General features: G+C 66.1%; 9 protein-coding genes. 3 read left to right on the forward strand and 6 right to left on the reverse strand.

What is annotated here, in order from left to right; all coding sequences use genetic code 11:
- Nucleotides 1–49: 49 nt before the first annotated feature.
- Nucleotides 50–706 (forward strand): hypothetical protein, encoded by a 657-nt coding sequence (locus ACPYOD_RS12330; RefSeq protein WP_481302023.1) that lies wholly within the window; start codon nucleotides 50–52, stop codon nucleotides 704–706.
- 90 nt (nucleotides 707–796) lie between these two features.
- Here the strand turns inward: ACPYOD_RS12330 and ACPYOD_RS12335 are convergent, their stop codons facing one another.
- The 4 genes from ACPYOD_RS12335 to glnE form a co-directional block, all read right to left on the reverse strand.
- A complete protein-coding gene (locus ACPYOD_RS12335) occupies nucleotides 797–2,092 on the reverse strand; it encodes a citrate synthase (protein ID WP_481302024.1) in 1,296 nt (431 codons plus the stop codon).
- A 263-nt stretch (nucleotides 2,093–2,355) separates the two neighbouring features.
- Nucleotides 2,356–2,601, reverse strand: coding sequence for a type B 50S ribosomal protein L31 (locus tag ACPYOD_RS12340; RefSeq protein ID WP_481302025.1), 246 nt, complete (start codon nucleotides 2,599–2,601; stop codon nucleotides 2,356–2,358).
- Between the two features lie 88 nt (nucleotides 2,602–2,689).
- A complete protein-coding gene (locus ACPYOD_RS12345) occupies nucleotides 2,690–3,622 on the reverse strand; it encodes a nucleoside hydrolase (RefSeq protein ID WP_481302026.1) in 933 nt (310 codons plus the stop codon).
- A gap of 48 nt (nucleotides 3,623–3,670) precedes the next feature.
- Nucleotides 3,671–6,559 carry a bifunctional [glutamate--ammonia ligase]-adenylyl-L-tyrosine phosphorylase/[glutamate--ammonia-ligase] adenylyltransferase gene (glnE, locus tag ACPYOD_RS12350; protein WP_481302027.1) on the reverse strand — a complete coding sequence of 963 codons (2,889 nt, stop codon included), beginning with the start codon at nucleotides 6,557–6,559 and terminating at the stop codon, nucleotides 3,671–3,673.
- 159 nt (nucleotides 6,560–6,718) lie between these two features.
- Here glnE and ACPYOD_RS12355 point away from each other — a divergent pair, with 159 nt between their 5' ends.
- Entirely contained in the window at nucleotides 6,719–8,611 is a 1,893-nt protein-coding gene (locus ACPYOD_RS12355) for an LTA synthase family protein (protein WP_481302028.1), read from the forward strand.
- A 327-nt stretch (nucleotides 8,612–8,938) separates the two neighbouring features.
- On the opposite strand, the gene groL is transcribed toward ACPYOD_RS12355, so the two are convergent.
- A complete protein-coding gene (gene groL, locus ACPYOD_RS12360) occupies nucleotides 8,939–10,582 on the reverse strand; it encodes a chaperonin GroEL (protein WP_481302029.1) in 1,644 nt (547 codons plus the stop codon).
- A gap of 60 nt (nucleotides 10,583–10,642) precedes the next feature.
- Nucleotides 10,643–10,936 carry a co-chaperone GroES gene (locus tag ACPYOD_RS12365; protein ID WP_029213271.1) on the reverse strand — a complete coding sequence of 98 codons (294 nt, stop codon included), beginning with the start codon at nucleotides 10,934–10,936 and terminating at the stop codon, nucleotides 10,643–10,645.
- 175 nt (nucleotides 10,937–11,111) lie between these two features.
- On the opposite strand from ACPYOD_RS12365, the gene cutA reads away from it, so the two are divergent.
- The gene (cutA, locus tag ACPYOD_RS12370) at nucleotides 11,112–11,432 is read left to right on the forward strand and encodes a divalent-cation tolerance protein CutA (protein WP_481302030.1); all 321 of its coding nucleotides are present in this window, start codon (nucleotides 11,112–11,114) and stop codon (nucleotides 11,430–11,432) included.
- Nucleotides 11,433–11,655 lie beyond the last annotated feature (223 nt).

Below are 11,655 nucleotides of genomic sequence, written 5' to 3' on the forward strand. Positions count from 1 at the left end.
CGAACTTTCGGCGCGTCCGGCACACGAACACACCATACGGGGGTGAGTCATGGCACGAGGCGAACACCACAGGATCCATGCCCAGGACCGGACGCAACGCAACCGCGTCCTCGTCGCCCAGGAGGCGGCGCGCCTGATGAGCGAGCATGGCATCCGTGACTTCCACCACGCGAAGCTGAAGGCCGCGGAGCGGCTCGGCATCGTCGACACACAGGCTCTGCCCCGCAACAACGAGATCGAAGACGCGCTGCGCGAACACCAGCGCCTCTTCCACGCAGACACCCAACCGCAGGCGCTGCGCGCGCGCCGCGAGGCCGCTGTCGAGGCCATGCGTTTCCTGCGCGGATTCGACGCGCGCCTCGTGGGCGCCGTGCTCGAAGGCACCGCGGACGAACACTCCGCCGTCTGCCTGCACGTCTTCAGCGACGATCCCGACGCGCCCGGCATATTCCTGCGCGAGCAAGGCATTCCCCTGGAAATCCAGACGCGCCGCCTGCGCTGGTCGCCCACGGAACAGAGCGAACATCCCGTGCTGCTGTTCGGCGCGGACGGCATTCCGTTCGACCTGACCGTGCTGCCGCTCGACGCCCTGCGCCAGGCCCCGCTCGACCGCGTGGACGAACGCCCCATGCGCCGGGCCACGGCGGCGATGGTGCAGGAGTTGCTGGCGGAAGAGGACATCGAGGCGTTCAACGCATCGAGCTGATGCCGCTACAGCAAGCGACGCCCGTAACCTGGCAATGAAAAAAAGCCCCGCTTTCGCGGGGCTCGATGACGATATTTGACGTTTTAACGCTTAGCGCTTGTCGCCCGGAACGTAGTCGCGAACGTCGGCGCCGGTGTAGATCTGGCGCGGACGGCCGATGCGCGATCCCGGGGTTTCGTGCTGCTCGATCCAGTGCGAGATCCAGCCGGACGTGCGCGCGATGGCGAACATCACGGTGAACATCTCGGTGGGAATGCCCAGGGCCTTGTAGATGATGCCCGAGTAGAAATCGACGTTCGGGTACAGCTTGCGCTCGACGAAGTAGTCGTCCTTCAGCGCGGCTTCTTCCAGCTTCATGGCCACGTCGAGCAGCGGGTCGTTCACGCCCAGCTCGTTCAGTACCTTGTGGCACATCTCGCGGATGATCTTCGCGCGCGGATCGAAGTTCTTGTACACGCGATGGCCGAAGCCCATCAGGCGGAACGAATCGTTCTTGTCCTTCGCGCGCTTGACGGCGGTCTCGACCTTGTCGGCCGAGCCGATTTCCTCGAGCTGCTTCAGCACGGCCTCGTTCGCGCCGCCGTGGGCAGGACCCCACAGCGCGGTGATGCCGGCGGCGATGGAGGCATACGGGTTGGCTCCGGTCGAGCCGACCAGGCGGACCGTGGAGGTCGATGCGTTCTGTTCGTGGTCGGCGTGCAGGATGAAGAGCAGGTCGAGCGCCTTGGCGACCACCGGGTTCAGTTCCAGCGGCTCGCTCGGCACCTCGAACATCATGTGCAGGAAGCGCGTGACGTACTCGAGGTTGTTGCGCGGATAGCGCGTGGGCCAGCCGATCGAATGGCGATAGATGGCCGCCGAGATCGTCGGCATCTTCGCGATGAGGCGGATGGCGGCGAGCTTGCGGTCTTCCGGATTATCGACGTCGAGCTTGTCGTGGTAGAACGCCGACAGCGAGGCGATGGAACCGGCGAGCATGGCCATCGGGTGCGCGTCGTGGTTGAAGCCACGCAGGAAGAACTTCAGGTTCTCGTGCATCATCGAGTGATGCGTGATGTCGTGCTCGAACTTCGCGAACTCGGCCTTGTTCGGCAGTTCGCCATTGAGCAGCAGGTACGAGGTTTCGAGGAAGGTGGACTTCTCGGCCAACTGTTCGATCGGGTAGCCGCGATACAGCAGCACGCCCTTGTCGCCGTCGATGTAGGTGATGGCGCTCTTGGTGCTGGCGGTGCTGCCGTAGCCCGGATCGTAGGTGAAGTAGCCGGTGTCCTTGTACAGCGTGCCGATGTCGACGCACTCGGCGCCGAGCGTGCCGCCGATGACCGGCAGTTCGCTCACGGGCTTGTTGGATTCATCGACCAATTTGACGGTTTTGGCGTCGGACACGGCGAGCTCCTCTTTCTCTCTGTTCCCGCCGTCCCGCCAGGCGAAACGACGTAGGGATATTGGGAAACGGCGCCCTGGGGAAGGCGTCGTACCGGCCACTGCGTGCGGCCGAAGTTCCCCATTATCGCACAGAGGTAGTTCAAACGTCCGTTAGAGGTTCGTGTGCGCCGGACGCAAAAAGACACGGGGCAAGCCTCGGCTCGCCCCGTGTCCTCGATCCTCGCGAAACGCCACCCCGCAGGCGGCGCGCGGATGTCTCGGTATTACTTCTTGCCGTAACGCTGACGGAACTTGTCGACGCGGCCGCCGACGTCCAGCGTCTTCTGCTTGCCCGTGTAGAACGGGTGCGAGTGGCTGCTGATGTCGAGCTTGATCACCGGGTATTCGTTACCGTCTTCCCACTTGACGGTTTCCTTGCTGGACATGGTCGAGCGCGTAAGGAACGCGAAGTCGGACGAGAGGTCCTGGAAGACCACCGGGTGGTAGTTCGGGTGGATGTTCTCTTTCATGGCTTGAACCTGAGAAATAGCGGGGTGAAAAGAGCGGCATTGTAGCCAGCGGCCCAGCGCTTGGCAACCCGCCGCCAGCGGCCGGGGATCAGGAAACGCCCAGGGCCCGGGCTATCAGGTCGCCGAAACGGGCCTGGTCCACCTCGAGCACGATCCGGGCATTGGCATGACCTCCCAGCCGGCGATGCCAGTCCACCACGGTGGCGCCGCGGGTGAGCCGGCCGTCCAGTTCGATGGCCACGTGCCGGGCCTCGGCCCTCTGCACGATGGCCGGGTCCAGGGCCACGGCCATCGCCAGCGCATCGGCCGCGATGAAGCCCGTGCGTTCATGCTCGGCGTTGAAGCGCCGTGCCGTGCCGAAGATCTTCTCGAAGAAGGTGGCGCGACGGTCACCGGAAGCGACCCAGCGTTCGTACATGTCGTCAGGGAAGGCATGGCGCACCGTGGCTTCCCAGTCGACCAGGTCGAACATCGGGAACGCCTCGAAGACCACGTGCGCGGCCTCGGGGTCGAAACCGATGTTGAATTCCGCCGGCACCTTGCCCGTGTTGCCATGGCCGGTCACGGCGCCCCCCATGATCACCAGGCGCTTCACGCGCTGCGGAAGGGTGGGGTCCAGGCGCACGGCGAGGGCGAGGTTGGTGAGCGGGCCGAGCGCGACGAGGGTGAGCTCGTCCGGGCGCTCGCGGGTCAGCCGGACCAGGGCCAGCACCGCATGTTCGGCCTCGGCCGGGTGCGCGGGCTCGGCGAAGCCCACATCGCCGAAACCGTCCGCGCCATGGACGAAGGCCGCATCTTCGTCCGGTTCGCGCACGAGGGGCGACGGACAACCGGGATAGACGGGCGTGCGCGCCCCGAGCAGCTCGACAAGGGTGCGGGCGTTACGCACGGTATGACCGAGGCCGACATTGCCCGCGGCAACGGTCAGCGCGGCAACGTCCGCGTGCTCGTGCGCCATCAGGATGGCCAGCGCGTCGTCCACGCCGGGGTCGGTGTCGATCAGCAACGGAACTCGGTTCATCGGGGTGGCTTTCCGTGAAGGCCGCACAGCATAGCGCCCGCCGCGCGATCAGGCACCTTGCGCCGCCGGTTCGGTGCGCGCACCGAAGTCGAAGCCGAGTTCCCCGGCGACCTGCTCCACGCCCGCGCAAAGCGCCTCCAGTGCCGGCGTACGCGCCGCGATGCGGGAACGCAGGTCGAGCGTGCAGGCCAGGCCCGCCTGGAGCAGGTCGGCGTGTGCGACGTGCAGGGTGTCGGCTTGCGGTCCTGATAGCAGTTCCACGTCGCGCAGCGCATCGATCAGCACGCTGCTGGCAGGTGTGTCCAGGATCGAGGGATGCGCCGATGCATGCGCGAGCACCATCCCCTGCAGGATGAACTCGATGTCGATCAGCGCGCCCCTGCCCTGCTTCAGGTCGATGCGCGCGGCATCCGAACGGTCGCGTTCGCCGCGCCAGCGTGCACGCATCGCCCCGACTTCGGCACGCACGCGCTCGGGGTCGCGCGGCGTGCCCAGGATGTCGCGGCGGATCGCCGCGAGCGCGTCGCCGATGGCGGGATCGCCCGCGACCGGTCGCGCGCGCAGCAACGCCTGGTGCTCCCACGTCCATGCGCGGTCGCGCTGGTAGGCCTCGAAGGCATCCACGCTCGCCACGAGCAGGCCCTTCGAACCGTCGGGACGCAGGCGCGTGTCCACGTCGTAGAGGCTTCCGGCGTGCGTCTGCGCGCTCAGCCAATGCATGACGCGCTGCGCGAGGCGCTGGTACCAGCGCGTGCCGTCCACCGGCCGCGGTCCGTCGCTCATCGCGTTGGCGCGTTTCCCGTCGTAGACGAAGACGAGGTCGAGGTCGGAGGCGAAACCGAGCTCCTCTCCGCCGAGGCTGCCATACCCGAGCACGGCGAAGCCGCTGCCTTCGCCCGGAAGGCGGCCGTGCTGCGCCGTGAGTTCGCGCGTCGCGAGCGCGAGGATCGCGGCGACCACGGCCTCGGCAAGACCCGCGAGGCGACGTGCCGTCGCGGTCGCGTCGGCACGACCGTCGTTGAACGCCAGCCCGAGACGGAAGGCGATGCTGGAGCGAAATTCGTTGATGCGCTCGAGTTCCCGCTCCGCGTCACGCTCGTCGAGCGCGCCGAGGGTTCGCGCGATCTCGGCGGAAATGTCGGCGCGCTTCAATGGAAGCTGGTCGATGCGCGGGTCCAGCACATCGTCGAGCAGGAGGGGTTGCGCGATCACTCGCTCCGCGAGGAAGGCACTGTCGGCGAACACGGTGGCGACGCGGCGGCGGGCGTTCGGCTGCTCGTCGAGCAACGCGAGGTACGACGAGCGGCGGGCCACCGCCTGCACGAGCCGCAGGAGGCGCAGGAGGCTCGCGGCAGGCGCCACCGACTCGTGCGCCGCGTCGATCAGCTGCGGCATCAGGCGCTGCAGCCGTTCCGCCGACCGCGCCGACATCGAGCGCACGGACGCCGCCCGGGGAAGCTTGACCAGTTCGTCGGCTACTTCCTGGCCCGGTACGAAACCCGCGGCTTCCATCATGGCGGCGCTCAGCGTCTCGTCGCGCGCCGCCTGCCACAGGACGACGTCGGCCACCGGCACGGATGCCTTGTCGCCCGCATCCGGCATGAGCACTGCCGCGAATTCGGCGGAGACCGCGTCGCGGTGTTTCGCCAGTTCCAGTGCCAGTTCGTCCCAGCTGGCATGGCCCATGCCGAGCGCGAGGCGCTCGCGCGACAGCGCGTCGTCCGGGATGTCGTGCGTCTGTGCATCGCGCAGCATCTGCACGCGGTTCTCGAGACGACGCAGGAAGACATACGACGCCCGCAACGACCTGGCGCGAGCAGCGGGTATGTAACCTCGCGCTTCGCAAGCCCGCAGCGCGGGCAGCAGGCCACGCACGCGCAGCGCCGGGTCGCGCCCGCCACGGATCATCTGCGTGAGTTGCACGATGAATTCGATCTCGCGGATGCCGCCCGGGCCGAGCTTCAGGTTGCCGGCAAGATCCTTGCGGGCCACTTCCGCGTCGATCAGTGCCTTCATTTCTCGCAGGCCCGCAAAGGCCGTGTAATCCAGGTAACGGCGGTAGACGAAGGGTCGAAGCATGTCCTGCAGCTCGCGCCCCGCCACGCGGTCGCCGGCGACGGGGCGCGCCTTGATCCACGCATAGCGTTCCCAGTCCCGTCCTTCGCGCTGGTAGTACTGCTCCATCGCCGAGAAGGGCAATGCCAGGCGCCCGGATTGGCCGAACGGCCGCAGGCGCAAGTCCACGCGCGCGCAGATGCCATCCACGGTGGGTTCGGCAAGCAGACGCACGAGCTGTCTCGCCTCGCGCACGAAGTATTCGCCGTTGTCCAGCGGACGCGCCCCGTCCGTCTCCCCGCCCGAGGCATAGGCGAGCACGAGGTCGATGTCCGATGAAAAATTGAGCTCGTTGCCGCCGAGCTTCCCGAAGCCCAGGATCACCATGCGCTGGGCCTGGCCCGCAGCATCGCGGGGCTGCCCGTATCGCGCGTGCAGCGATGCTTCCGACCAGCGCAGGGCCGCCTCCAGCAACGTCTCGTAGAGCGCGCTGGTCGAGGACAGGGTGTCGTCCAGTTCGTCCAGGCCGTTGACGTCGCGAAACACGATGCGCACGGCCTCGGCATGCCGGAAGCGGCGCAGCACGGCCATGCAGCGCTCCTCGTCCTCCGGCAGTTCCAGCGTGGCACCGCGCGTCGCGGCGTCGGTGTTCGCACGCAGGCGCTCGAGCCCGGCCGGCGAAAGGAGCTCGGGCTGCCGTCGCAGTATGTCGAAGGCGAAGTCCGACGCGAGCAAGGTGCGGCGGATGCGCTCCGCGACGCCCGCGTCGTCATGTACCGGGATGCGGGCCGCGCGGCAGGCCGCCATGAGATCGGCGTAGCGCTGGTCGATGAGCGTGCGTAGCGGGTCGCTCTCACGCCGGGCTGGGACGGATGGGGTCATCCGACGCATTGTGCCTCAAGCCCCGCGCGGCACCTATGCCGCGGTTTTCGGGCCGCAAAACCCCGCATGAACCCGCACCGTCGTCCGGACAACCTATTCATGTCAGTCGCGTTACAGTCTTATGTCCGGACAGCAAGACGCAGTTGATAAGAGGATGTGATGACGGCTGAATCGACCCATTGGCGAGATGTCGCGGGCCGCGTGGCGTTGCTCCTGTGCCTCGCCGTCGCGTTCGTTCTTTACACCGGCTTCCTCGACGGTAATCCCGGCGTGGCCAGCCTGGAATGGTCGTCGCGCCCGCTTCACCTGCTCGCCAACGCTTTCCCGGGCCTGCTGCTGGCCGGGCTCCTGCTGGTGCTCACCCGCCGCCCCTGGCTGTCGTTCGGCATCGCCTTCATGGCGCAGGGCGCCGTGCTCGTGGTGAGCGACATCAAGATGAAGAATCTCGGCTCGCCATTGCTTCCCGCCGACTTCCGCATGGTCGGCCAGCTGAAGAATGGCGGCGCGCACCTCCTCGGCGGCTATCTGCCTTCGAACCCGCTGCCCTATCTCGCCATCCTCGCGGTCGTCGCAATCGTCGTGCTCGTCGCCCGTTTCGAACCGCCGCTGTTCGCGCGCCGCACACGTGGCCGGCGGCTGGTCGCCGGTGCCGCCCTCGTCACCTTGATCGGCACCTTGCTGGCGGGCATGCCGGCGTGGTCCACGCTGTACGACAAGGATCGTCTCGGCCTCCAGCCGTGGTCCGCGGCCGGCAACGCACATTACAACGGCGTCGTCACCACGATCATGCAGTTCCGCCTGCAGAACGCAGGAAAGAAATCGAAGCCCGATGCCGCGGAAGCCAGCCGCTTCATCGCCGATACGGACGGCGACCTGCGCCAGCACATGGACTCTGCGGCCGCGAACCAGCGGCAGACGCCCGACATCGTGGTCGTGCAGAGCGAATCGTTCTTCGATCCCTCCGTCATCCGCGGCCTGGAAGGCGAGAACTTCACACCGAACCTCCACCGCCTGGCGAAGCACGCGAGCAGCGGCCGCTTGCACGTACCGACGTTCGGCGGCGGCACCATCCGTACCGAGTTCGAAGTGCTGACCGGTCTTTCGCTCCGCTATTTCCCGGACATGCAGTTCCCCTACCTGCAGATGCACAGCGGCGTGGTGCCGAGCATGGTGCGCACACTCCGTTCGCATGGGTACGAAACCATCGCGGTGCACGGCAACGATGCAGGGTTCTGGAACCGCACGGGTGCCTTCAAGTCGCTTGGGTTCGACCGTTTCGTGTCGCAGCCCGATTTCCCGAAGGATTACCGGAAGGACGGCGCGTACATGGCGGACAGCGCCATGACCGATGAAATCATGAGCCAGCTCCACGATTCGGGGCCGCCGCGCTTCGTCTTCGCCATCAGCATGGAAGCGCACGGGCCGTACGACAGCTCCGCCAACATCGATGCGAAGGAACGCGATGCGATTCCGGCACCGGATGGCATCAGCGACGACGCGAAGCTCCAGTTCCGCAATTACGTCTATCACATGCGCCACGCCGACGCGGAACTCGGCCGGCTCGCCGACCTGCTGAAGCATCGCGAGCGCCCGACGCTGCTGCTGTTCTACGGCGATCACCTACCGGCCCTCACCGAGACCTTCGACAAGGTGGGCTTCGCGGGCGGCGGCAGCATGTTCAACCAGACGGTGCCGTACATCCTCATCGACGCGCACGGCGACGGCCCGCCGCCCGAGCGGGAAGACGTCGCCGCGTGGATGCTTCCGGGCAAGCTGCTCGAACAGGCGGGCGTACACGACGACGCCTACTTCGCCCTGACCCAGGTGGTGGCACCGAAGCTCGCCGCACTCACTCACGCCCCCGACGCGCCTACGCCGCCGGAAGACGCCGTGCAGACATATGCGGATGTCTCGATGCGCAACATCGCGATGCTGCGGCTGAAGAAGAAGCTCGATCCGCTGATGGCGCAGTACGCGGTACCCGACGCGAGCGCGATCGCACGCCAACCGGGCTCCGCCGAAGAGAGCGCAGCAGCAGGCGCCGGACAGTAAGAAGCCGGAGGCCCAACCTGTCACGAGGTCGTCGCGAGGTCTTCTCGCCGCTATAGCGGCTCCTACAAAGCCTGCTTTTAGCCATGCCCGCATGACACCGCGTCGTTGGGAGGAGCCGTCGGGTGCCGTTTTCGGAACGATTCCGCACGGAGGCGAAGGCCGGAGGAGGACTTAGTGACGAAAATGGCGCACGACGGCTCCCCGCCGCTACGCGCACAAGCAAAACGCAATGGCGAAACCGAGCCTGTAGCGGCGGATATCGGAATAAAAAAAGCCCGGCTTTCGCCGGGCTCTTCGTTCGAACGCTATGGCTAGGAACGGAAGGACTTAGAAGTCCATGCCGCCCATGCCACCCATGCCGCCCGGACCACCGTGCGAGTGGCCTTCGTCCTTCTTCGGCAGCTCGGTCACGGCCGCTTCGGTCGTGATGATCGAGCCGGCCACCGAGGCGGCGAACTGCAGGGCCGAACGGGTCACCTTGGTCGGGTCCAGGATGCCGAAGGCGATCATGTCGCCGAACTCGCCGTTCGCGGCGTTGTAGCCGAAGTTGCCCTGGCCTTCCTTGACCTTGTTCAGCACCACCGACGGCTCTTCGCCGGCGTTGGCGACGATGGCGCGCAGCGGGGCTTCCAGGGCACGACGGGTGATGGCGATGCCGAGGTCCTGGTCCGGGTTCTTGCCCTTCAGGCCGTCGAGAGCCTTGAGCGAACGGATCAGGGCCACGCCGCCGCCCGGGACCACGCCTTCCTCGACCGCCGCACGCGTGGCGTGCAGGGCGTCTTCGACGCGAGCCTTCTTTTCCTTCATTTCGACTTCCGTCGCGGCGCCGACCTTGATGACGGCCACGCCGCCGGCAAGCTTGGCAACACGCTCCTGCAGCTTCTCGCGGTCGTAGTCGGAGGAGGTTTCCTCGATCTGCGCCTTGATCTGCTTGATGCGCGACTGGATGCCCTCGGCATCGCCGGCACCGTCGATGATCGTGGTGTTTTCCTTGGTGATCACGACGCGCTTGGCGCGGCCCAGATCGTTGATCGTGGCCTTGTCGAGCGCCAGACCCACTTCCTCGGAGATGACCGTGCCGCCCGTGAGCTGCGCGATGTCTTCGAGGATGGCCTTGCGGCGGTCACCGAAGCCCGGCGCCTTGACGGCGGCGACCTTGACGATGCCGCGGATCGTGTTGACGACGAGGGTGGCCAGGGCTTCGCCCTCGACTTCCTCGGCAACGATCAGCAGCGGCTTGGCAGCCTTGGCGACAGCCTCGAGCACCGGCAGGAGTTCGCGGACGTTCGAGATCTTCTTGTCGTGGATCAGGATGAACGGGTCATCCAGCTCGACCTGCTGCGACTGCTGGTTGTTGATGAAGTACGGCGACAGGTAGCCGCGATCGAACTGCATGCCTTCGACGACGTCGAGTTCGTTCTCGAGGCCCGAACCTTCCTCGACCGTGATCACGCCTTCCTTGCCCACCTTCTTCATCGCGTTCGCGATGATGTCGCCGATGTCGGCGTCGGAGTTGGCCGAGATGGTGCCGACCTGGGCAATGGCCTTGTCGTCGGCGGTCGGATTAGAGAGGTTCTTCAGCTCGCCGACGGCGGCGGCGACGGCCTGGTCGATACCGCGCTTCAGGTCCATCGGGTTGATGCCGGCGGCAACGGCCTTGAGGCCTTCCTGGATGAACGCCTGAGCGAGGACGGTCGCGGTGGTGGTGCCGTCACCGGCAACGTCGGACGTCTTCGAGGCGGCTTCCTTCACGATCTGCGCGCCGATGTTCTCGTACTTGTCGGCGAGTTCGATTTCCTTCGCGACCGAGACGCCGTCCTTGGTGACGGTCGGGGCGCCGAAGCTCTTCTCGAGCACGACGTTGCGGCCCTTCGGGCCCAGGGTGACCTTGACGGCGTTCGCGAGGGTGTTGACACCCTTCAGCATACGAGCGCGCACGTCTTCGCCGAAGCGGACTTCTTTAGCTGCCATGACTGTGAATCCTTATTTGAATGCTTGAGATGTTCGGTAGGGACCGGAGCGAGCGGATGCTCAGCCTTCCAGGATCGCCACGATGTCGTCTTCCTTCAGGAAGACCAGCTCTTCGCCGTCGACCTTGATCTCCTGGCCGGCGTACTTGCCGAACAGGACCACGTCGCCTTCCTTCACGCCCATCGGGCGGAGCTGACCGCTGGCAAGCAGCAGGCCGGTACCGGCGGCGATGACCTTGCCGCGGGTCGGCTTCTCGGTGGCGCTGTCGGGGATGACGATGCCACCGGCCGAAACACGCTCTTCCTCGAGGCGCTTGACGATGACGCGATCGTGCAGCGGGCGCAGTTTGCTCATGACTTCTCCAACCATGTAATTGACAGACAAGGAAATAAGTACACCCTGTTAGCACTTGGCCAGGGTGAGTGCCAGAATTCTAGCCAAAGGAACCTCCCAACCGGAAGGCCCCTTCGATCACCGACAGATGGCGCCGCGCGACACTCGTTCAAGGGCATCGGTGCAAAATACCCTCATGTCCCAACCCATCGCCGTCCTTATTGCCTGCCCGCAAGGCGAACCTGCAGCCTCCCTGGCGCGCGGCCTGGTGGAGGCCGGACTGGCCGCCTGCGTGAACCACCTGCCGGGCATGCGGTCCACCTACCGCTGGAAAGGCGAGGTGGTGACCGAAGGCGAGGACCTGCTGATCGTGAAAACGGTCCGCGAGGCGTTCCCGGAGGTCGAAGCGTTCGTCCTCGCCAACCATCCCTACGAGGTACCCGAGGTGGTCGCATTGCCCCTCGTGGAAGGCCATGCGCCGTACCTCGCCTGGCTGGAAGCCAGGGGGACCCTCTGATTAATTATCGCCGCCACCACCGAGCCTGTCTGTTCGCAGGTCACAGGGCCGTCGGCGAAGGCAGACTGGCCGTCTGTTGAGCCGGCGGACCGAAGACCTGCGGACAGACAGGCTCGGCCGTCACGAAAGATATCTGTAGATAGGGTGACGTCAGGAAGGGCCGCCAAGGCACCCGCGCCGCTTGGCAAGGGAACCACCCTTGCCCTGTCTCTTATACACATCT

Source organism: Luteibacter sp. HAY1-4A (genome assembly GCF_056755355.1).